This is a genomic window from Comamonas testosteroni (assembly GCF_030505195.1).
GTDB classification, from domain to species: domain Bacteria; phylum Pseudomonadota; class Gammaproteobacteria; order Burkholderiales; family Burkholderiaceae_C; genus Comamonas; species Comamonas testosteroni_G.
Genome location: NZ_CP129672.1, coordinates 4,927,127 through 4,948,885 on the forward strand (window position 1 = coordinate 4,927,127; position 21,759 = coordinate 4,948,885).

Consider the following 21,759-nt stretch of genomic DNA (forward strand, 5'->3'; position numbering starts at 1 on the left):
ACCGTCAGCTCGAGGCCATCCACAAAGCAACGATGCCTGCGCCGGCGCCGGCGCCGACTCCGGCGGGAATGCCAATGCGCTCGAGCTTCGATGCAGCCTCCCCAGGAATGACCTCTACGGGGACACTTGTTTTCTCTAGCACCTGATTGGTTACAGAGTTCTCAATCAGCCGTACCAGTGAGCTCTTGCGCGCCGTGCTCATCAGAATTAGGTCGCAGTGGAGCCTACGTGCAGCGTCCACAATACAGTCCACTTTGTTGCCAACTTCTGAGTGAACGGTGTACGGGATTCCCGCGGTATCCAGCATCCGGCGCGTTTCCAAGAGCGCAGCATCAGCCTGTTCTTGGTGGAACTCCATTCGAGCGCTCTTGCTTGAGTATTCGGTGATGAGTTTCGAGAATGGCGGCTGTACGTTCAAAAGATGAATTTCAAGCCCTTGGCCTTTATTAAATTCATCGATAACGTGACGTATGGCATACAGAGAATTGGGCGAACCGTCTGATGGGACAAGTACTTTCAGCATGGTCTGCTCCTTGAAGTTGCGCTGCGCAGCGCTATCACTCGACGTTGGTTGACCCGTGATTTAGAGGCCGCATGCACCCTCTGCTGCGAAGGCTTTCTGCATGGCACTTCTCCCTGCATTGCATGACATCAACAATAGCGATGCAGCCAATTAATAAAAGCAGATAATTCAGAAGCAATAGCTCTGAAAAGCCGAACAATGAACCCAGGCTTCAGTTACCGGCACCTTTACTATTTTTGGGTTGTCGCCAAAGAAGGTGGCATGGCTCGCGCTGCAGAACGTTTGGGCATGGCCGTGCAAACTGTGAGCACGCAAGTTCGTGAGTTGGAGCGGTCTCTGGGGTATGTTCTGCTCAAGCCCTCAGGTCGAGGAGTGGTGCTGACGGATGCGGGACTTGCCGCCATGCGGCAGGCAGAGCAAATATTTCAACTTGGAGAGCAACTTCCTGCGGTAGTGCGCGATGCAGTAGGCGCGCCTACGGTGCGTCTGATTGTCGGAATCTCCGACGAATTGCCTAAGCTGGCGGTTCAGAGCTTGATGCAGTCAGTGATGCAGGAGAGGAACCTCCGGCTACTGTGTATGGTCGATGAGTTTGAGGACCTGTTGGGTGACCTCGCGTTGCATCGATTAGATGTTGTTCTTGCAGACCGAGCCGCGCCGCTCAACCCGAACTTGAAAGTCTATAGTCATTCCCTGGGTTCATCTCCGTTGGCTTGGTATGCGCCATCATCGCTGTATGTAGCAGCTAAGCACAATTTTCCTCATTCTCTATCCACGGTGCCCGTCCTACTGCCAACCACGCATGCTGCCGTGCGTCCAAGGCTCGATCAGTGGTTTGAGCGCAACTCAATCAGACCACACCTCGTCGGAGAATTTGAAGACAGTGCCTTGCTCAAGACATTTGGCGCTGCCGGTATGGGTGTATTTCCCATGGCCAGCCTCGTTCACGAGGAGTTGACCAGCCGATATGCAGTGAAACGTCTCGGTGCCTGCGAGGGTGTTGAAGAACATTTTTTTGCGATTGCTGCAAGTCGCAAAGTGTTGCATCCGCTGGTGCAGCAGTTGTTCCCATCACAAGAATAGCGGATCGACGGTTTCTCGTTGAAGACTGGGTAGCAAGGCCTGCACTTTGCCGCGCTAGTGACCCGGCTAGGGTTCGACGCTTGACGCCACGCGCCTCAGTATCTGGTGCATGGCATCCAGTGAGGCAGTATCCAAATCCAAGAAGAGTACCCAGTCGGCCCCCGGCGCGAAGGAGGCCGGCAAGGCCGCGCCCACCGATTGGGAACGCATCGAGCTTGATTACCGTGCAGGCGTAAAGACACTACGCCAGATCGCAGATGAGAATGGCATTACGCACGGTGCTATCAACAAGAGAGCGAAACGCGACGGATGGGCGCGCGATCTGTCCGAGAAAATCCAGCGCAAGGCGGATGCGCTGGTATCCAAAGCGGCAGTATCCAGCGAGGTATCCAAGGAAACCAGAGCTGCAGAGCGCGCAGTAGTCGACGCCAATGCACAGGCCATTGCCGATGTGCGCCGCAGCTGCCGGGCCATGCTCTACATGTGTACCTGAGCGGGCGCGATGGCTAGGGAATGTTCTTCGCCGGTACCGCCACAGAGCGCAGCTTTGAATTTGGCGGGCGCAATAGCTCTCGGGTGCTGCCCGATGGCACGCTGATGGCCTTCTGGCGGGGACGTGTGCTTGTGGCCCAGGGCAAGGTGCTGTGGGCCAGCCGCCCGGCCGTGCCGCACCTGAGCGACTGGCGCGACTTCAAGCCCATGGCGGCCGACATTACGGCCCTGGTGCCCGTGGAGACGGGCATTTATGTGGGCGCGACGCAGGATTTGATTTTCTTGGGCGGCGATGCGAATGCCGAGCTCTGCGAGTGGGGGCTGGCCTGGCCCGGCTGACCCTCTACACATCCCTGGCAGCAGCTGCGGCCGGCGCTGCACTGGCATGGCCCTTTCAGGCGGCGCGCCTTGGGGCCGATCTGGCCGACGAGCGGTTGCAGGCCAGCCAGTACCGCGAGCAGATCGCTGATGAACGCACGGCCGCCGGCCGGCGTCTACTGGCCGTCGAACGCACGGTCAACGACAAATACCAAGGAGCCCTGAATGAAGCCATCCAGAAGCAGACCGGTTTGCAGGCTGCAGCTGATCGCGTTCGCCGTGAGCGTGACGGCCTGCGCAAGCAAATGTCCGATGCCGAGCAGGGACTTGCCGACGCTTCCACCGCAGCCCTCATCGAGTACGCCCGAGCCCTCGGAAAAGTATTCGGACAGTGCAGCCAGCGATACACAGAGCTGGCAATCCGAGCTGATGGCCACGCAGTTGATGCAGCAACCTGCCGCGCAGCTTGGCCAGTGATTCCCCAAACCAAGGAAAACTAATGAGCAAAATTGCGCTCACCGAGCAGATGGTCGGCCGCTTCCTGTCCTCGCCTCTGCCGGCCGACTTTGCGCCTGACTGCGGTATTACCTTCACCAGCTCGCCACATGCTGGCATGACCCCCCATGGGCACGAACCTGCTGCACTTCGGCCAGGCCATGGCGATGCTCGAGCACTGCATCAATGGCTGCGAACCCAATACCAGTGCGCTGCCGCCCCAACAGCAGCGCGTGCTGGATGAAAAGCAAGAGCTGGACATCCGAATCACCAGGCTGGACGAGTTCATTCTGCGCAATGCCTTGTTTCACCAGCTGGACCCCGATGAGCAGGCCCGCATGCGCCGTCAGCTCGATGTAATGCGTGAGCTGTCTGTGATCCTGGGCGAGCGCATCTCTGCTTTCTAGGCCTTCCGGCCCGCACCGGCCGGCTGCCGGATTCCGCTGCATGCTGATCAGCAATCTTCAATTGCATTCAACCAAAGGCATTCCCTCCCATCAACCGCAAATGCACACATAACTGATGCAGGAACATGCAGGGCTACTTCGCCTGTGATTTCAACAAAGCGTTAGCGCCTGGTTTTGTCTCATGGTGGCCAATTCCGCTTTGACTCTAAACTGGTCAAAGGAGGGAGAGCCATGACAGATGAAAAGATAGCGAATGCTCAGTTGCTGGCCGTCATTAGAGTGCCTGAAGAGGATCGAGTGCAATGCCAGAATCCGGGATGTGGGCATGGCGTACGTGCTGCGGTTTATATCGTTCGAGATACCGGTGACTTGATGGTTCTTGGCAGCAAATGTTTTGAGCGCAGATATGGCTCTGCAAAAGCATTGGGGGGAGCCCAATACAGCTCGGGCTCAGGTGGCCGCCAGCTATCTGCGGATGAGCGCGATCTGCTTGTCTCCAACACCGAGCTTTTGTTGGCACGCTTTGCTGAAGAGGTGCGGGTGCATCTTTTGCGAGTTCAGGCCTTAGAACAAGAGCGACGAAGGCTCGAGGCAAAAGATGCGGAGCGGAGAGCTGAGTTTGCACGCGCTGCGCGTGAGCGAGCGCAATCAGGGAGGATGGATCCCAGAGAAAAGCTGCGGCTTCTGCGGGCTGAATTTGGCGCCAGAAAGGCGGTCCAACAAGCAATGCAGCAGGCGGCTGTTGATCCAATCTCGCATCCGGCCGTCAAACTCGGGCAGCCTCCAGCCTGGGCAGCAGAGGTGAAGCAAAACGGGAGTTTCTTCTGCCATCTTTTTAAGGATGAGAGCCAATGGGTTGTGTATCAGCGGCAGGATGGCGTCTATGCGCTGCGACCTTGGCCAGATGCCAAGGAGGGCTGGGATGAAGCGTTGCCCCCGAGCTTGGGTCATGTGCAGGCTGAGCTGGGCTACTACCGCATTGCAGATTATTTGTCGTTCTCAATGGCCGTGAGGAAATTCAGCGCTGGCATTCGCAACACGTCGAACCCTGCAGAAATTCAGCATCACTTTGATCTGCTAAATGACGAAGCTGGCACTGCAAAGTCCTAACTCAATCAATAGCCTTCGATCAAAGGCATTTCCGTCCCATCGACCGCAATCATCACGCCCGTGGTGTTGTGGTCGATTTCAATTGGGACGCCCCACATTTCATCGGGCTTGGCGAAGGCGTTGACGATGTTGAACTGCCGCAGCTCTTCAGGCGTCATCTTGATGAGCATGGGAATGGGATAGGCGTTATTGTGGGCCTTCTAGTGCCGGAGGAACGTGTGGCACACGCGCTTGTGGACTGTGTGGATCGGGGATTCATCGGTCATGGCGCGATTGTCTCAGAGCGGGGCGCGGCTCTTGGGCGCATGACTGGAAACGGCCTACGCGGTGAAATTAGCGTAAAAAAGACCTTGAATGCACGATTGGGAGGGGGCAGATGGTTCTTAGCTGGAAAACCTTCGACACCAGGAAAGGCGGGAAATCTATCGATTCGTTGGCTGAGATGCTCATGAAGTTTTTAGTTTCCACACAGCCTCGATACGATTGAGATATCCGTAAATATAGAGCTTGAGTAGCACCGCAGGGTGGTAGGCCGGGCGGCCTGTGGATGCTGGTGTTGACCCATCAAAGCCCAGCGAGAGCAGGTCCAGTTCTTCAACGAATGCATCGACAATGCGCACCGGATTGTCTGCACCCACCAAGTCATCGAGACACGCGGGCGGCAAGGTCACTCGCTCGCGGGACTGGCCTTCGATGAATCGCTTCATGTGTAGAAGTTCCGATCTGATCTGACAGATGCTCCCGTTTCGGACGGTACGGCTGTCAGATTAATTCAGCTCTTTTACCTTGTCGTCCCACACCTCCTTTGCATCCATCAGCGTTTGCAGCGGCGTCCGGCCACAGCACATCTTGCCTTGATGTGTTCGCTGCCCGTTGTAGTAATTGATCCAGTCGTCCAGATCCGTTTGCAGCTCGTCAATTGATCGGTAGATCTTGCGCCTGAACGCCACCTGGTAGAACTCCTGCAGGATGGTCTTGTGGAATCGCTCGCAGATGCCATTGGTCTGCGGGTGACGCACCTTCGTCTTGGTGTGTTCAATGTCATTGACGGCTAGGTACAGCTGGTAGTCGTGCGTTTCGGCCTTACCGCAATACTCCGTGCCCCTGTCGGTCAAGATTCGCAACAGCCCCATGCCTTGCTCGGCCAGGAACGGCAGCACCCGGTCATTGAGCAGATCAGCACCCGTGATCGGTGTTTTTGTGGTGTAGAGCTTGGCAGCGGCCCATTTGGAATAGGTGTCCACAAAGGTCTGCTGGTAGATGCGCCCGACTCCCTTGATCGAGCCCACATAGAAGGTGTCCTGGCTACCCAGATAACCGGGATGGGCGGTTTCGATTTCTCCGCAGGCCAGCTCATCTTCACGCTTTTTCTCCAAGGCTGTCACCTGGGCTTCGGTGAGCACAGCGCCAGTTTTGGCGACCTCGGCCTCCAGGTTTGACAGACGCTGTTTGAAGCTGGCCAGTTGATGGCGCATCCAGATGGAGCGCACACCGGATGGCGACACAAAGATGCCCCGCTGGCGTAATTCATTGCTGGCACGCAACTGTCCATGCGCTGGCTGCTCAAGGGCATAGGCGAGGACAACCGCTTCAATGGCTTCATCAACCCGGTTCTTGGGATTGGGCTTTCGCCGAGAGGTCTGGATCAGGGCTTCAACGCCACCTTCTTCGTGGGCATGCTGATAGCGATAAAAGGTGTCACGGGACACGCCCATGACTTTGCATGCCTTGGAGATGTTGCCCAGCTCACTGGCCAGATTGAGTAGGCCGACCTTGTGCCGAATGATGGTTTGGTTGAAACTGTTCATGAGGTTTCTCCGTTGGGCGCTCGCGCGCCCGGATTGATAAAGATTCGTACCCTTATCAAAACGGGAAACCTCACCTATTGGCAAGGCCCACTGTCAGATCAAGTCTGAACTTCTACACTTCATGGGTCACCTCGCTAAAACCGGGTGTTTTGATTTTAATTTTTGAAGATTGTCGAGCCAAGCGTTTTTACACAGCCTCGGCCAGAAGCAGGCAATGATGGAAAGGATCAGCAGCCACAGGGCAGACTCCATTTGGCCACCAAGGCACAACATTCCTAGTGTCTTATCGTCTCCACACGCATCCCCGCAGCCCACCACCCAGGAAAGCCGTCGTACACCCGATCCGCCTGGAATCCTTGAGCACGCAGCCAGGCAACTGCCTCTATCGAGAGCACGCAATAGCGGCCGCCACAATAGGCAAGGATTTCCTGGTTGCGCGGCAATTGGGCTAGGTGTTGATCGAGCTCCTCGGTCGGAATATTGATCGCACCTGGGATGTGTCCACTCTCATAGTCTTGGTGAGACCGGACATCCAGAAGTAGTGCCCCGTTCTCCAATTTCTCGAGCAATTCCTCGATGGAGACTCCCTCCAGTTGTTCCGGACGCTGGATGCTGTCCGAAATGATGCGCTGCATGTCAGCCTGCTGGTGACAAACATAGTCGTGTAGGGACGCAAGCAGGTTGGCGACAGGACCGCTGCCAATGCGATACAGCACCTGCTTTCCATCTCGCCGCGACTGAACCAATCCCACCTGTCGCAATTGCTTCAGGTGCTGGGATGCATTAGTGACGGAAAGGCCGGTGTCTTCAGCCAGCTGTTCCACGGAACTCTCGCGCTTAAAGATCGCCTCCAGCAAGGCCAACCGATGGGCATGCCCAAGTGTCTTGGCGACGTTGGCCAGGTCATCCAGTGATTCAAAGGGAGGCGGAGTCGCGCTCATTGTGGTCTTCATTGACGCCAAGATACCACCCTAATATCATTTCAACAATTAATGGAATAATGTTTTTAAAGGATGAAGATGGACTCAACATCAGGGAAAGACGCGTCATGGGGTGAGTTGTTTCAGGGACGCAATGGGCTTCGTTCCATTGCTCTGGCGGGTGGGGTTGCATTGCATGCAATCAATATCTACGTGGTCACGACCATCCTGCCCACCATCATTCAAGAAATTGGCGGGCTGGAGTATTACGCCTGGAACACGACCTTGTTCGTCGTGGCATCCATTGTCGGATCGGCCGTCTCTGCCAAGTTCATCGATGCGATGGGGCCACGCATGGCCTATCTATCGGCGCTTGCCATTTTTTCGCTGGGCGCAGCATGCTGCGCATTGGCCCTGTCGATGCCTGTCCTGCTGCTTGGGCGAGCGGTGCAGGGGCTGGGAGGCGGCGTGTTGTTCGCACTTAGCTATGCCCTGATCCGCGTGGTTTTTAAGGTGCATTTGTGGCCGAGAGCCATGGCCCTGGTTTCGGGCATGTGGGGTGTGGCAACCCTGTGCGGCCCAGCCGTCGGCGGTGTCTTCGCGCAAAGCGGCCAATGGCGGTTGGCGTTCTGGGTACTGCTGCCAATTGTGCTGTTGCTGGCGGCAATCGTGGCAAGCCAGGTTCAACGCTGCGCGTCGGCGGCCGGAGCCTCCGGTCCTCTGCCTTGGCTGTCGATCACCTTGCTGGTCCTGTCGGTGCTGGCAATCTCTACCGCCAGTCTGAGTGAGAGCCTTGCCTGGCATATGGCCGGTATTGCAGCAGGCGTGGTCTTGGTCTTTGTCATTGCAAAAAGGGACAGGCAGGGCAGCGTGAAGCTGCTGCCGTCGGGAGCCTGGTCGCTGTCAGCTCCACTTGGAGTGGTCTACGCCATGATGGTTTTGCTTGTCATCGGGTTGACGACCGAGATTTTCGTGCCGTATTTCTTGCAGGTTATCCATCAGATGACGCCTTTGGCGGCAGGTTACATGACCGCCATGATGGCGGGAGGATGGACGCTAGCTTCGCTGTACAGCGCAGGACGCGGGGAGCGACATACTGCCTATTGCCTCATACGGCTTGGCCCCCCCATCGTGCTGGTCGCATTGTTGAGCCTGGCTTTTATGCTCCCCAGCGTGACATGGGGGAGCACCCTGGTTGGCAAGGTGACATATGGCGTGGCCCTCGCCGCCGTGGGGTTCGGTATCGGCCTGAGCTGGCCTCACTTGCTGACACGTGTGTTTTCCGTGGCAGCTCCAGGAGAGGAGACGCTCGCGTCTTCCTCCATCACCACGGTTCAACTGTATGCCACGGCCCTGGCTGCTGCCATCGCTGGTGTGGTGGCCAATCTGGCTGGATTGACCGAACCTGGTGGCGTCGACGGTGCGCGATCGGCAGCGCTGGCTTTGTTCGCATCGTTTGCAGTTGCTCCAGCTCTCGCCGTTGCTCTGTCCGGCCGAATGGAGCGAGGTCCTGAGTGACTGCCTTGTGGCGCATATTCATGAGGCTGCTATGGGTCGAGGCTGTGTGGAAACTCAAAAACTTCATCAGCATCTCAGCCAACGAATCGATAGATTTCCCGCCTTTCCTGGTGTCGAAGATTTTTCCAGCTAAGAACAATCTGCCCCCTTCCAATCGGGCATTCAAGGTCTTTTTTACGCTAATTTCACCGCGTAAAAAGGGCTCATCCGCCCACCAGACGCATCGCGGCCATTGCTCTCTCAAACCCAATAATGCAAAGCACTCGCTTGAGGTTGTAGGCCAGTACATTCAAGCTCATCTCGGCGCTGACATTGGGCAACCGCTTGGGCTTGGTCAAGAAGTGCGTGTACCCCATCCAGTGCTTGAGCGTGCCAAACACATGCTCCACTGTTCGCCTTCTCACCATCATTGCGTCTGGCATTTGATCTAAACGCTGCTGCGCACGTTCCACAACACCTTCATGCTCCTAGCGGCTAATGCGTCGGTAATCGCTGGGCGTGCACTTGGATTTGATCGCGCATTGCGTACAGGCGGTGCTCCAGTAGCGTCGCATTTGCAAACCACCTTCCTCGCGGGTAAAGCGGTAGATGGCACGCTGCCCTGCAGGCATTGGTAGTCGTCATCTTTCTGGATGTAGATGAAGTCTGAACGATCGAAGCGCCCTTGGAAGCGAGATTGGCCAGCCAAGCGTTTTCACACAGCCTCGGTCGTTTACTGACTTAGGTTTTGTCGAAGCTCGCGTGAGGCTTTGCGCCAATCCCATGGTGCGATCGGTTGCGAATCGCGCCAAAGACCCACTTTGCGCGCCGCAGCTTCTTGCTCAGCAAACTCGTATTGGCCGCGCTCCTGCGGTGACTGTTCGCGGGCATAGGCGCGATACCACCAGGCCATGCCTTGCGTGATCATGGCCAAGCCTGCATCGAGTGTGCGCGGGCCGGGCGGCGCTGATGCGGGGGCAACCCAGACAGAGCACACCTGTCGCTTGTACCGATCTGTCTTGGTGCAGCGCAGCTCGGCCTCTTTCTGAAATGTCAACTTGGCCAGTGCTTGCCGGGCGCGCTCCCCGAATGGTTGCTTGCGCTCAGGGGCGTCGATGCCCTGCAGCCTCACCTTGACCTGTTCGTATTGCCCTGGCTCGCCACATGGGGCGGTCAGGGTGTCGCCGTCTGAGATGCCCACGACAGGGCAGAGGAGGGGGCTGCAAGCATCGCTACACTTTAGATGCAGGCAAAAAAATGGGTAGAAACCGTTTCAGGTTTTCTACCCATTTTACGTGGGGAATGGCTTATTTACTAGCAATTCTGGTGCCGGAGAGATGAATCGAACACCCGACCTTCTCATTACGAATGAGCTGCTCTACCGACTGAGCTACACCGGCGATAAGTTATAGATTATAGCGCTTTTTCATCGGCCTCGAGGTGGTAGCTGGTCACGCGTTCCACTTCGTTCTTGGAGCCGAGGACGACGCTCACGCGCTCGTGCAATTGCGTTGGCTGGATGTCCAGGATGCGCTGACGGCCGTTGGTGGCCATGCCGCCGGCTTGCTCGACAAGCCAGCTCATGGGATTGGCTTCGTACATCAGGCGCAGCTTGCCGGCCTTTTGTGGCTCGCGCTTGTCCCAGGGGTACATGAAGATGCCGCCGCGGCACAGAATGCGGTGGACGTCGGCCACCATGGCCGCGACCCAGCGCATGTTGAAATTCTTGCCGCGCGGGCCGTCTGCACCAGCCAGACATTCGTCCACGTAGCGCTTCACAGGGGCATCCCAGTGGCGCATATTGGACATGTTGATGGCGAATTCCTTGGTGTCTTCGGGGATCTTGACGTTTTCCTCGATGAGCACGAACGAGCCTTGCTCGCGGTCCAGCGTGAACATGGAGACGCCGTCGCCCACGGTCAGCACCAGGGTGGTCTGGGGGCCGTAGATGCAGTAGCCGGCAGCCACTTGCTGGGTGCCGGGCTGCATGAAGTCGCTGTCGTGAACGCCAGGGTGGCCTTCAGGCTTCTTGAGCACGCTGAAGATGGTGCCGATGGACATGTTGATGTCGATGTTGGACGAGCCGTCCAGGGGGTCGAACATCAGCAGGTACTCGCCCTGGGGATAGCGGTTGGGCACCACATAGATGCCTTCCATTTCCTCCGATGCCATGGCCGCCAGGTGGCCGCCCCATTCATTGGCTTCGATCAGGGTTTCGTTGGCGATGATGTCCAGCTTTTTCTGCACTTCACCCTGCACGTTTTCGCTGCCGGCTGTGCCCATGACGTCGCCGAGCTCACCTTTGTTCACGGCAAAGCTGATGCGCTTGCAGGCGCGGGCCACCACTTCCAGCAGCAGGCGCAGCTGGCCGGGGATGAGCCCGTCCACACGTTGCTGCTCGACCAGATAGCGGGTCAGGCTGATGTTTTTCTTCATGTTTCAACTCCTTGAAATTCGATGCAAATCTGAAATGGACAGAGAGCAGGGGTGGGCACGATCACTTGCCGGGACGCCCTGCATTGCGCTGTTCCAGTTCCGTCAGCAGCTCCCTGGCACGGGTTTGCTGCTGGCTGTCTTTCTGGTTCAGCGCGTATTGTTCATAGCGGGCCAGCCATTGGCGGGCCTGCGGTTCCTGCTTTTGCTCATGGGCAAGGACCATGAGCTGGAAATAGCTGTCGTAGACGGTGGCATGGTCTTGCGCCGCCTGCGCAATCTGCAGACGCTCCTGAAGATAGGCGCCAGCCTGCTTCAGGTCGCCCAGCTCATAGCAATTTTGCGCAATATTGGTGAGCACACCGCGTATTTGCTGCAGCTTGCCCAAGGCTTTGAGGCGCTCACGCGCGACAGGAAGCAGTCGCTCGTTGACTTGTCTGGCCTCGCGAAATCGCCCCAGCTCATGCAGCAGATAGCCTTCGTCCTCATAGACGCCGAGAATCTGCATCTGGCTCGGAAAATCCAGAGCCCGTGCAGGCTTCACGCTCTCGTCCCAGCGCATTTCGGCGGGTAGCAAGGCAATCTGCGGCAGCGCATATCGAGCCTGAAAGGCTTTGACCCGCTTGAGTGCCGCTTCATGCTGCCCGGCCTCCGCCAGCCAGCGGATGCTTGAGTAGCGCAGGAAAAAATGAGCGTATGACAGCTCCGGGTCCTGAGTGCCGGACAAAGCCGCCAGTGCCGTCTGCGCTGCTTCGGCTGCCTCTTTGGGCATGCTGCGGCGGGCGTAGACGCTGGCCTGTGTGTAGTAGAGCCGGAAGATATCGCGTGCAGCGAACCCCGGCTTTTTCAACATCGGCTCCAGCGCCTGCAGATCGGCACTCATGGCTCGCCCGCTGAAGCTGCCGCCTTCGCTGAAGACAGTGGCATAGAGGGGCGCAAAACGGGCTTCGAATCCCGCATCGGGCTTTGCAGCCTGAGTGCTCAGCGACATGCTCGCCGCAGCGACGGCAAGGGCCTTCACGCCCCGAGTCGCGTGTCGGGCAAGCATGTGCAGCTCCATCAGTCCGCCAGGGCGCGGGTGATGACCTCGCGCACGTCGTTGGACAGATCGGGCTTGGCTGCCACGCGGGCGATGGCTTCGCGGGCTGCAGAGCGGTAGGGCTCGGCCAGCTTTTTCCAGCGATCCATCACCCTGGCCAGACGGGAGGCCACCTGAGGGTTGATGCCGTCGATCTCGATCACGCGATCGGCCCAGAACACATAGCCCGCCGCATCGGCGCGGTGGAACGCGCCGGCATTGTTGCAGTAGCTGAAGATCAGGCTGCGTGCGCGGTTGGGATTCTTGATCTGGAAGTCGGCATGCTTCATCAGCGCCTTGACGGCAGGAAGCACATCGCCGCCGCGGTCGCTGGCAGAACCTTGCAGGGCAAACCATTTGTCCAGCACCAGCGCATCTTGCTTGAACAGCGCGTGAAAGCGCTGCAGCGCCTGCTCGGCCAGTGGGCTGGCACTGTAGACCAGGGCGGAGAGTGCGGCCATGCGGTCCGTCATGTTGCCAGCGTCCTTGCAGCGCTGGTAGGCCTTGCCGGGCCAGACCGTGTCGCCAGCTTGAGCGGCATGCAGGCACAGCATGGATAGAGCGCGGCCGGCCAGCGCGCGGCGGCCGGCGCTGACATGGTCGGGGCGATAGGCGCCGGTGTCGCGGTTGGCCTCCCAGAGGCTCTCCCACTCGGGCTGCAGGGCGCTCGCGAGCTGCAAGATCATGGCTTCGCGCACGGCATGCACGCGCTGCGGATCGACTTCGGCCAGCTGCTCGGCGATATAGCTCTCGGACGGCAGCGTGAGCACCAGGTCCTTGAAAGCAGCATCCAGCTTGTCGTCGCGCAGTACGCGGCGCATGGCTTCGATGAAGTCTGACGGCAGGATTTCGGCACTGGCTTCGCCGCTGGCTGCGATTGCCTTCAGGGCGTAACGCAGGCCCAGGCGCTGGCTGGCTTCCCATTGGTTGAACGGGTCGCTGTCGTGAGCCAGCAGGGTCAGCAGATCGGCATCGCTGAATTCATGCTCCAGTACCACGGGGGCGCTGAAGGTGCGCAGCAGCGAGGGCACGGGGGCTTCGCTCACATTGCTGAAGACAAAGCTTTGTTCGGCTTCGGTCAATACCAGCATGCGGCTGGTGACGGTCTGGGCCGTCTCTTCGCCTTGCAGTTGCAGGGCGATGGGCTGGCCGCTGGCGGTGAGCAGACCCATTTGCACGGGAATGACGAACGGCAGTTTTTCGGCCTGACCCACGGTGGGCGCGCAGCTTTGCGTCAGCGTCAGCGTATAGGTCCGGGCGTCGGCATCGTACTGGCCCACGGCCTTGAGCACAGGCGTGCCGGCCTGACTGTACCAGCGGCGGAACTGCTGCAGATGCTGCGCCAGAGCAGAGCCTGGGTTGGCATCGGCAATGGCCTGCGAGAAGTCATCGCAGGTCACGGCCTGACCGTCATGACGCTCGAAGTACAGCTTCATCCCCTTGGCAAAGCCTTCGCGGCCGACCAGGTTGTGCTGCATGCGTACGACTTCCGCGCCTTTTTCGTAGATCGTGACCGTGTAGAAGTTGTTGATCTCGATATAGCTGTCGGGGCGCACGGGGTGGGCCATGGGGCCGGCATCTTCGGGAAACTGCACGGTGCGCAGCACGCGCACATCGTCGATGCGCTTGACGGCACGGGCCGAAGCCGTGCCCGCCATGTCCATGCTGAACTCCTGATCGCGGAATACCGTCAGGCCTTCCTTGAGGCTGAGCTGGAACCAGTCGCGGCATGTGACGCGGTCACCCGTCCAGTTATGGAAGTATTCGTGTCCGACGACGGACTCGATATTGGCGTAATCGGTGTCGGTGGCCGTGGCCTGGCTGGCCAGAACATACTTGGTGTTGAAGATGTTCAGGCCCTTGTTCTCCATGGCGCCCATGTTGAAGTCGCTGGTGGCGACGATCATGAAGCGGTCCAGATCCAGGCTCAGGCCGAAGCGCGCCTCGTCCCAGGCAACGGAGTGCATGAGGGAGTTCATGGCGTGCTCGGTCTTTTCCAGGTCGCCAGGGCGCACATAGACCTGCAGCAGGTGGTCGCGGCCGGCACGGCTCTTGATCTTTTGCTCGCGGGCCACCAGATTGCCGGCCACCAGCGCAAACAGATAGCTGGGCTTTTTGTGCGGATCGACCCACTTGGCAAAGTGGCGGCCGTCTTCCAGATCGCCGGACTCCACCAGATTGCCGTTGGACAGCAGCACCGGGTACTGGGCCTTGCTGGCGCGCAGTGTGACGGTGTACATGGCCATCACGTCGGGGCGGTCCAGGAAGTAGGTGATGCGGCGAAAACCTTCTGCCTCGCACTGCGTGAAGAATGTGTCCTCGCTCACATACAAGCCCATGAGCTTGGTGTTCTTGATGGGGGCGCAGGTGGTGAAGATCTCCAGCTCCACGGGCTCGTTGCCCTCGGGCAGGTTCTCCAGCACCAGCTGGTCGCCGTCCATCTTGAAGGAGGTACCTCCGCCGTTGACCATCACCCGCGCCAGATTCAGCTCGTCGCCGTCCAGGCGCAGCGCCTGTGCCGGCACCTCGGGGTTGCGGCGCACGCGCATCTTGCTGAGCACGCGCGTCTTGGCCGGGTCCAGATCAAAAGTCAGATCCACCGTGTCGATCCACCAGGCCGGAGCCTCGTAGTCGGCAAGGTAAATGGCGGCGGCCGGGGCTTGCCCGTCACGCAGTTGCAGCATATCGATTCCTTTCTAGGATCAGAGGCCTTGCTTGAGCGAGGCTTCGATAAACACATCCAGATCGCCGTCCAGCACCTTCTGGGTGGCCGAGACTTCGACGTTGGTGCGCAGGTCCTTGATGCGGCTGTTGTCCAGCACATAGGAGCGGATCTGGTGGCCCCAGCCCACATCGGTCTTGGTGTCCTCGAGCTTTTGCTGTTCTTCCATGCGCTTGCGCATCTCGAAGTCATACAGCCTGGAGCGCAGGCGCTGCCATGCCACGTCACGGTTGCTATGCTGCGAGCGACCGTCCTGGCACTGCACCACGATGCCCGTGGGGATGTGGGTCAGGCGCACGGCAGAGTCGGTCTTGTTGATGTGCTGACCGCCCGCGCCGGAGGCGCGATAGGTGTCGGTACGCACGTCGGACGGATTGATGTTGATCTCGATGGAGTCATCGATCTCGGGGTAGACGAACAGCGAGGAAAAGCTGGTGTGACGGCCGCCCGAGCTGTCGAAGGGCGACTTGCGCACCAGGCGGTGCACGCCGGTTTCGGTGCGCAGCAGGCCATAGGCATACTCGCCTTCGACCTTGATGGTCGCGCTCTTGATGCCGGCTACGTCGCCCGGAGTCTCTTCTTCGACCGTGGCCTTGAAGCCCTTGCGTTCGGCGTACTTCAGGTACTGGCGCAGCAGCATGCTGGCCCAGTCGCAGGCTTCGGTGCCGCCGGCGCCGGCCTGGATGTCGATGAAGCAGTTGAGCGGATCGGCTTCGCCGCCGAACATGCGGCGGAATTCGAGCTCCTCGATCAGCGGCTTGAGCTTGGCGGTTTCGGCTTCGATGGTTTCAAGGCCGGCATCATCGCCTTCTTCCTTGCTCATCTCGAACAGCTCGGAATTGTCGGCCAGCTCGGTGGTGAGCTTCTCCAGGGTCAGCACGACGGAGTCGAGCGACTTCTTTTCCTTGCCCAGCTCCTGTGCCTTCTTGGGGTCGTTCCAGACGGCAGGGTCTTCCAGCGAGGCGTTTACCGTGCGCAGACGTTCGTACTTGGCATCGTAGTCAAAGATACCTCCGGAGATCGGCCGTGCGCTCGGCCAGATCTTGGAGGGTGTTGCCGATAGAGTTGACGCGTTCTGCTTCCATGGTGAATCCGTTTGTTCTTGCTGATAAATAAGGGCTGATTTTCTCATGCCGGACGGCTGTAAGGATGCAATGGCCTTCGACAGGGTTTTTGAGTGCTTCATCGGGGTGTCTTTTTGAGCCCAGCTATGCCCCTGCTGCCTCCATCGGTTTTATTCATGGATGCCGTTACTCGAAGTAACAAATACTGCATAGAATTCGCAGGCGCGCGCAGTGTGTACGCGCTTATCAAGCAGTTTCCCCCACTCCCCATCTCGCAGGTGCCAGACCTTGCAGGTCGCCCAGGCACCCAATTCCCCCATGAACTTCTTTCGCAACCTCAAGCTGGCTAACAAGCTGCTGGTGTCTTTTGTGCTGATCCTGCTGATCAGTGCGGTATCGGGTCTGTACGGCCTGGTCCAGATGGAGCGTGTCAATGCCACGGCCACCGATCTGGCGCGCCAGTGGCTGCCGGCGGCCCGAAACCTGCAGGACATGCGTTACCAGCTGCAGCGCTATCGATCGCAGACCATGCAGCATGTGATGGCCCAGTCGTCCGAGGAAATGGCGGTCTATGACAAGAGCATGCCCAAGCTCTGGGACGAGCTGGTCCAGAACCAGCAGTCCTATGGCAAGTATGTGAGGACCGACAAGGAGCGGGCCCTGCTGGCCGAAATCGGCGAGGATCTCAAGGCCTATGCCGTGCAGACGGCCAAGGTGGTGGATCTGTCACACCAGCTGCTCAACGATGACGCCAGCGAGATTTTGCGCGGCGAGGCTCTCAAGATCAGTCGTGGCATCAACACGCGTCTGGAGGCGCTCAGCGAGATCAACCATCAGGCGACCGAGGAGACCAATCAGGCGGGCGACGACCTGTATGCCGCTGCCCGCTGGTGGGTGATGGCGCTGCTGCTGGGCTCCATCGTCATCGGCGTGGCGCTGGCGGTGCTGATCGGTCGTTCCATTTCGCGTCCGCTGGAGTCGGCCGTGCAGCTGGCGCAGTCCGTGGCCGCTGGCGATCTGAGCGCCAGCATCACGGTGCAAAGCCGCGATGAAGTGGGCCAGCTGCTGCAGGCGCTCAAGGAGATGAACACAAGCCTGCAACGCATCGTGGGCCAGGTGCGCCAGGGCACGGACTCGATTGCCTCGGCCAGCAGCCAGATTGCCAGCGGCAACCAGGATCTGTCCTCGCGCACCGAAGAGCAGGCCAGCTCTCTGGAGCAGACGGCAGCCTCCATGGAAGAGCTGACCGCCACCGTGCAGCAGAACGCCGGCAATGCCCAACAGGCCAATCAGATGGCCTCTGCAGCGTCTCAGGTGGCCGTGCGCGGTGGTGCCACGGTGGCCCAGGTGGTGCAGACCATGTCGGCCATCAATGAGTCCTCGCGCAAGATCGTGGACATCATCGGCGTGATCGACTCCATCGCCTTCCAGACCAATATTCTGGCGCTGAACGCAGCGGTGGAAGCGGCCCGTGCGGGCGACCAGGGTCGCGGCTTTGCCGTGGTGGCCTCCGAAGTGCGCACCCTGGCCCAGCGCTCGGCCGAGGCGGCCAAGCAGATCAAGCAGCTGATCGACGACTCCGTGAGCAAGGTGCAGGAAGGCAGCACCCAGGTCGACGAGGCCGGCAAGACCATGGACGAGATCGTGATGAGCGTGCGCCGTGTCACCGACATCATGGGCGAGATCTCGGTAGCCAGCCACCAACAGACCTCGGGCATCGAGCAGGTCACTCAGGCCGTGACGCAGATGGATCAGATGACCCAGCAGAACGCGGCTTTGGTGGAGGAAGCCGCCGCTGCGACCGACGCGCTGCGCGGCCAGGCCGCTGCGCTGGCCGAGACGGTGAGCTTCTTCAAGCTCGGCGCCCAGTCCGGCCTGCAGGCCGCGCCGGCCCTGGCGCCGGCCACGTTCAAGCCCGCGCCTGCCAGGGCCGCCATCAAGGTCTCGGCTCCGGTCAGGGCTCAGTCGACTGCGCTCAAGCGCCCCGCAATGTCGGCGGCAGGCAAGCACCCGGTCCTGAGCTCGGCGAAAAGCGCAGCAGCGCCCCAGCCGCACAAGGCCGCGGCGGCAGACGATGGCGAGTGGGAGAGTTTCTAAGCCTGGTGCGGGCGTGCGGTGCCGGGCCCGGTGCCGCTAGATATGCCGCTATTAATTAGGAAGCGTGTACCGCATGTACTCATTGAATTTCAATATGTTTTGTATCTAAAATCGTTTGATTTAGTGCGATATAAGCTTCATTATTGATAGCGGTTAACAAGTCTGCCTTCGAAGCAAAAACACCCCGCAGCGGTGGCTGACGGGGTGTTTTTGTGTCCGGGCCAGGAGCTGCGCAAGCCGCTCCTGCCGCCTCGCATCAGCCGCCGCGCGTGATGGGCACTTCGGCGTTCTTGCCGTAGCTGCCATATTTGCCCAGCTCCCACTTGGCAATCGCGTTGCGGTGCACCTCGTCGGGGCCGTCAGCAAAGCGCAGCGTGCGTGCTGCGGCATAGGCATAGGCCAGCGGGAAGTCATCGCACATGCCGCCGCCGCCATGCACCTGCATGGCCCAGTCGATGACCTGGCAAGCCATGCTGGGGGCCACGACCTTGATCATGGCGATCTCGGTCCTGGCCACCTTGTTGCCTGCCACATCCATCAGCCATGCGGCCTTGAGCGTGAGCAGGCGCGCCATGTCGATCTTGCAGCGCGCTTCGGCAATGCGCTCCTGCGTCACGGTCTGCTGGGCCACGCTCTTGCCGAAGGCCACGCGGCTGCTGGCGCGCTTGCACATCAGCTCCAGCGCGCGCTCGGCCAGGCCGATCAGGCGCATGCAGTGGTGAATGCGGCCCGGGCCGAGGCGACCCTGGGCGATCTCGAAGCCGCGCCCTTCGCCCAGCAAGATATTGCCGACGGGAACGCGCACGTTCTCGAAATACATCTCCATATGGCCGTGGGGCGCATCGTCATAGCCCATCACGTTCAGAGGACGCGCGATGCGGATGCCCTTGGCATCGGCCGGGATGATGATCATGCTCTGCTGCGAATGCTTGGCCGCTTCTGGGTCGGTCTTGCCCATGGTGATGAAGACCTGGCAGCGAGGATCGCCGGCACCCGAGATCCACCACTTGTGGCCGTTGATCACGTATTCGTCGCCCTGGCGCTCGATACGGGTGCAGATGTTGGTGGCGTCGGAGGAGGCAACTTCGGGCTCGGTCATGGCGAAGGCCGAGCGGATCTTGCCTTCCAGCAGGGGCTTGAGCCAGCGCTCCTTGAGCTCGGCACTGCCGTAGCGTGCAATGGTCTCCATATTGCCGGTATCCGGCGCGGAGCAGTTGAAGACTTCGGAAGCCCATGGCACGCGGCCCATGATCTCGGCCAGCGGTGCGTATTCCTGGTTGGTCAGGCCCGCGCCGTGGTAGCCCGAGGCTTCGGCGCTGTCCACGGGCAGAAACAGATTCCACAGGTCTGCAGCCTGGGCTTTGGGCTTGAGCTTTTCAATGGTTTGCAGCGGCGTCCAGCGCTTGCCAGCGGCCGTGTTGGCCTGCATCTCGTCGGCATATTCCTTTTCCGCCGGGTAGATGTAGTCGTCCATGAACTTGAGCAGGCGTTGCTGCAAGTCCTTGGTTTTGGGCGAGTAGTCGAAGTCCATGAGTGCTCCTTTTATTGTGGGACGGTCAAGTTGCGTGGTGGTGGATAAAGAGTCAGGCGCGCTGGGCAAAGGACCAGGCCAGCTTCGCCATGGGACGGGCGGTGTCGCCCGAGGCCTTGGCCTGGGCGCTGGAGGCCGTGCCGGCCTCGACACGCTTGGCAATGCCTTGCAGGATGGCGGCGATGCGGAACATGTTGTAGGCCAGGTAGAAGTTCCAGTCGCGCTGCAGCGTGGCCACATCGGCAATGCCGGTGCGCTGGCAGTAGCGCTGGATGTAATCGTGCTCGGCGGGGATGCCCAAGGCCGCGATGTCCAGACCCGCGATGCCGCGGCCCAGCTCGGCCGGGATATGCCAGCTCATGCAGTGGTAGCTGAAGTCGGCCAGCGGGTGGCCCAGCGTGGACAGCTCCCAGTCCAGCACGGCAATCACGCGCGGCTCTGTGGGGTGGAACATCAGGTTGTCCAGGCGGTAGTCGCCATGCACGATGGAGACACGGCCCTCGTCGCGCGCGCTGGCCGGCATATGGGCGGGAAGCCACTGCATCAGTTGGTCCATCTCGGGGATGGGCTGGGTGACGGAGGCCACGTACTGCTTGCTCCAGCGGCCGATCTGGCGCTCGAAGTAATTGCCGCTCTTGCCGAAGTCGGCCAGGCCGCGCTCGGCAAACTTCACGCTGTGCAGTGCTGCGATCACGCGGTTCATCTCGTCGTAGATCTGGCCGCGCTCGGCGGGCGTCATGCCGGGCAGGGACTGGTCCCAGAGCACGCGGCCTTCCATGAACTCCATGATGTAGAAGGCGCGACCCATCACCGACTCGTCCTCGCACAGCGCATACATATGCGGCACGGGTACATCGGTGCCGGCCAGGCCCTTCATTACGCGGTATTCGCGCTCGATCGCATGGGCCGAAGGCAGCAGCTTGGCCACGGGGCCGGGCTTGGCGCGCATCACATAGCTTTTGCCGGGCGTGATCAGCTTGTAGGTGGGGTTGGACTGGCCGCCCTTGAACATCTCCACCTGCAGCGGACCTTCAAAGCCCTGGACATGCCGGCTCATCCAGTCGGTCATGGCATCGATATCAAACGCATGCTGATCGGAAACCGCGCGGGTGCCGACGAAATGGTCAAAAGTGCTCATGCTGATTCAGTCCTTTGTTCGATTTGTGATGGCCAAGGCGCAGCCCGCCACGCCGCGCCAAGGGCGCAGCGAGCGAATGCGTGAAATGGGGAAGAGTTGCCGCAGAACGCGGCAAGAGAGAAACGAAGGTGAAAACTGGCGCGATTCCAGCCAGAGATGCCGAGCAAGAGCCGCCTCGCGGCGATGGCATCGTCCCCCTCCCGCAAGCGCAGCGAAGCCAGAGAGGGGGAAGCCGCAAAGCGGCTCAGGGGGTGAATCAGTGATCCGTGTCTGCAATGCGCAGCAGCGTCACCCGGTCGCGCACGATGAGGCCACCCGGCTCGATGCGAATGACCTCCTCGCGCTCCATGGACTTGAGCTCCTGGTTCACGCGCTGGCGCGAGGCGCCCAGCAGCTGCGCCAGCTCTTCCTGCGCCAGATGCAGGCCGATGCGGATCTCGTTGCTGTCCGACAGGCTCATCACGCCATAGCTGCGCGTCAGATGCAGCAGCTGCTTGGCCAGGCGCGCTCGCAGCGGCAAGGTGTTGAGGTCTTCCACCAGGCCGTAGAGCTGACGTACTCGGCGTGCGTTGAGGCGCAAGATCGCTTCGGAAAACTCCACATGCTCTGCCAGAATTCGCTTGAAGTCCGCCTTGGATACGCACAGCAGCGTGGTCTCGCCATGTGCATAGGCGTCGTGCGTGCGCTTGTCGCCATCCAGAATCGCGACATCCCCGAACCAGATGCCCGGCTCTACGTAGGTCAGCGTGATCTGCTTGCCCGTGATGGAGGTGGAGCTGACTCGCACCGCGCCACGTGCACAGGCGATCCACTCCTCGGGCGGTTCGCCGCGAGCGCAGATGAGCATGCCATCTTTGTATCGTTTGACGTAAGCGCATCGAAGAATGTCGTGCCTCAAAGAGGGCGAAAGGGATGAAAACCAGCGACCAGAGTTGATCGCCTCACGTTCTTCCATACTAAGAATTGGCTCGTCCATGTTCTGTCTTATGCGTGACTGGTAACCGTCCCATTGTCGCGTGTGGGACCGGCTGTGCCGCAACTGC

The 21,759-nt window shown here is 59.8% G+C and carries 19 protein-coding genes, 1 tRNA gene and 3 pseudogenes; 8 read left to right on the forward strand and 15 right to left on the reverse strand.

What is annotated here, in order from left to right:
- Positions 1 to 4 precede the first annotated feature (4 nt).
- A complete protein-coding gene (locus QYQ99_RS22630; protein ID WP_302090111.1) occupies positions 5 to 523 on the reverse strand; it encodes a universal stress protein in 519 nt (172 codons plus the stop codon).
- A 198-nt stretch (positions 524 to 721) separates the two neighbouring features.
- On the opposite strand from QYQ99_RS22630, the gene QYQ99_RS22635 reads away from it, so the two are divergent.
- From QYQ99_RS22635 to QYQ99_RS22660, 6 genes are all read left to right on the forward strand, one after another.
- Positions 722 to 1,606 (forward strand): LysR family transcriptional regulator, encoded by an 885-nt coding sequence (locus QYQ99_RS22635; protein WP_302090112.1) that lies wholly within the window; start codon positions 722 to 724, stop codon positions 1,604 to 1,606.
- 109 nt (positions 1,607 to 1,715) lie between these two features.
- The gene (locus QYQ99_RS22640) at positions 1,716 to 2,099 is read left to right on the forward strand and encodes a hypothetical protein (protein ID WP_437439051.1); all 384 of its coding nucleotides are present in this window, start codon (positions 1,716 to 1,718) and stop codon (positions 2,097 to 2,099) included.
- A 20-nt stretch (positions 2,100 to 2,119) separates the two neighbouring features.
- Positions 2,120 to 2,437: a hypothetical protein gene (locus QYQ99_RS22645; protein WP_302090113.1), complete on the forward strand. Its 318-nt coding sequence runs from the start codon at positions 2,120 to 2,122 to the stop codon at positions 2,435 to 2,437.
- A complete protein-coding gene (locus QYQ99_RS22650; RefSeq protein WP_302090114.1) occupies positions 2,413 to 2,916 on the forward strand; it encodes a hypothetical protein in 504 nt (167 codons plus the stop codon). Before QYQ99_RS22645 ends, QYQ99_RS22650 begins: the two co-directional genes overlap by 25 nt.
- Before the next feature lie 123 nt (positions 2,917 to 3,039).
- Complete coding sequence (locus tag QYQ99_RS22655) at positions 3,040 to 3,318, forward strand: crAss001_48 related protein (RefSeq protein WP_302090115.1); 279 nt, start codon at positions 3,040 to 3,042, stop codon at positions 3,316 to 3,318.
- Positions 3,319 to 3,549: 231 nt separating this feature from the next.
- Positions 3,550 to 4,428: a hypothetical protein gene (locus tag QYQ99_RS22660; RefSeq protein ID WP_302090116.1), complete on the forward strand. Its 879-nt coding sequence runs from the start codon at positions 3,550 to 3,552 to the stop codon at positions 4,426 to 4,428.
- 5 nt (positions 4,429 to 4,433) lie between these two features.
- Here QYQ99_RS22660 and QYQ99_RS28385 read toward each other — a convergent pair.
- From QYQ99_RS28385 to QYQ99_RS22680, 4 genes and pseudogenes are all read right to left on the reverse strand, one after another.
- Positions 4,434 to 4,694 (reverse strand): annotated as a pseudogene (locus QYQ99_RS28385) (hypothetical protein).
- Positions 4,695 to 4,883: 189 nt separating this feature from the next.
- Positions 4,884 to 5,135, reverse strand: a pseudogene (locus QYQ99_RS22670) (transposase); the annotation flags it as partial.
- A gap of 60 nt (positions 5,136 to 5,195) precedes the next feature.
- Positions 5,196 to 6,236, reverse strand: a complete 1,041-nt coding sequence (locus tag QYQ99_RS22675; RefSeq protein ID WP_302090104.1) for an IS481 family transposase — start codon at positions 6,234 to 6,236, stop codon at positions 5,196 to 5,198.
- Between the two features lie 275 nt (positions 6,237 to 6,511).
- Entirely contained in the window at positions 6,512 to 7,177 is a 666-nt protein-coding gene (locus QYQ99_RS22680) for an ArsR/SmtB family transcription factor (RefSeq protein ID WP_302090118.1), read from the reverse strand.
- Between the two features lie 72 nt (positions 7,178 to 7,249).
- On the opposite strand from QYQ99_RS22680, the gene QYQ99_RS22685 reads away from it, so the two are divergent.
- Complete coding sequence (locus tag QYQ99_RS22685) at positions 7,250 to 8,674, forward strand: MFS transporter (protein ID WP_437439052.1); 1,425 nt, start codon at positions 7,250 to 7,252, stop codon at positions 8,672 to 8,674.
- Between the two features lie 203 nt (positions 8,675 to 8,877).
- Here QYQ99_RS22685 and QYQ99_RS22690 read toward each other — a convergent pair.
- The 7 genes and pseudogenes from QYQ99_RS22690 to prfB form a co-directional block, all read right to left on the reverse strand.
- Positions 8,878 to 9,341, reverse strand: a pseudogene (locus tag QYQ99_RS22690) (transposase); the annotation flags it as partial.
- 45 nt (positions 9,342 to 9,386) lie between these two features.
- Positions 9,387 to 9,902, reverse strand: coding sequence for a thermonuclease family protein (locus QYQ99_RS22695; RefSeq protein ID WP_302093251.1), 516 nt, complete (start codon positions 9,900 to 9,902; stop codon positions 9,387 to 9,389).
- 75 nt (positions 9,903 to 9,977) lie between these two features.
- A tRNA-Thr gene (locus QYQ99_RS22700) sits at positions 9,978 to 10,053 on the reverse strand.
- A gap of 13 nt (positions 10,054 to 10,066) precedes the next feature.
- A complete protein-coding gene (locus tag QYQ99_RS22705) occupies positions 10,067 to 11,089 on the reverse strand; it encodes a class 1 fructose-bisphosphatase (RefSeq protein WP_003061245.1) in 1,023 nt (340 codons plus the stop codon).
- A 61-nt stretch (positions 11,090 to 11,150) separates the two neighbouring features.
- A complete protein-coding gene (locus QYQ99_RS22710) occupies positions 11,151 to 12,134 on the reverse strand; it encodes a hypothetical protein (protein ID WP_302090120.1) in 984 nt (327 codons plus the stop codon).
- A gap of 11 nt (positions 12,135 to 12,145) precedes the next feature.
- Complete coding sequence (gene pepN / locus QYQ99_RS22715; protein WP_302090121.1) at positions 12,146 to 14,848, reverse strand: aminopeptidase N; 2,703 nt, start codon at positions 14,846 to 14,848, stop codon at positions 12,146 to 12,148.
- A gap of 18 nt (positions 14,849 to 14,866) precedes the next feature.
- Positions 14,867 to 15,971, reverse strand: a protein-coding gene (prfB, locus tag QYQ99_RS22720) for a peptide chain release factor 2 (RefSeq protein WP_100086375.1) whose coding sequence is annotated in 2 segments (ribosomal slippage) — positions 14,867 to 15,889 and positions 15,891 to 15,971 — 1,104 coding nt in all. Because the reading frame shifts where the segments join, the coding sequence is not laid out codon by codon here.
- A gap of 297 nt (positions 15,972 to 16,268) precedes the next feature.
- Between prfB and QYQ99_RS22725 the strand changes: the two genes are divergently transcribed.
- Positions 16,269 to 18,047, forward strand: a complete 1,779-nt coding sequence (locus tag QYQ99_RS22725) for a methyl-accepting chemotaxis protein (RefSeq protein ID WP_302090122.1) — start codon at positions 16,269 to 16,271, stop codon at positions 18,045 to 18,047.
- Between the two features lie 256 nt (positions 18,048 to 18,303).
- Here the strand turns inward: QYQ99_RS22725 and QYQ99_RS22730 are convergent, their stop codons facing one another.
- The 3 genes from QYQ99_RS22730 to QYQ99_RS22740 all read right to left on the reverse strand — a co-directional run bounded on the left by QYQ99_RS22730 (position 18,304) and on the right by QYQ99_RS22740 (position 21,692).
- Positions 18,304 to 19,578, reverse strand: coding sequence for an acyl-CoA dehydrogenase family protein (locus tag QYQ99_RS22730; protein ID WP_302090123.1), 1,275 nt, complete (start codon positions 19,576 to 19,578; stop codon positions 18,304 to 18,306).
- 52 nt (positions 19,579 to 19,630) lie between these two features.
- On the reverse strand, positions 19,631 to 20,716 hold the full coding sequence (locus QYQ99_RS22735; RefSeq protein ID WP_302090124.1) for a phosphotransferase: 1,086 nt from the start codon (positions 20,714 to 20,716) through the stop codon (positions 19,631 to 19,633).
- A gap of 256 nt (positions 20,717 to 20,972) precedes the next feature.
- Entirely contained in the window at positions 20,973 to 21,692 is a 720-nt protein-coding gene (locus QYQ99_RS22740) for a Crp/Fnr family transcriptional regulator (RefSeq protein WP_034349335.1), read from the reverse strand.
- Positions 21,693 to 21,759 lie beyond the last annotated feature (67 nt).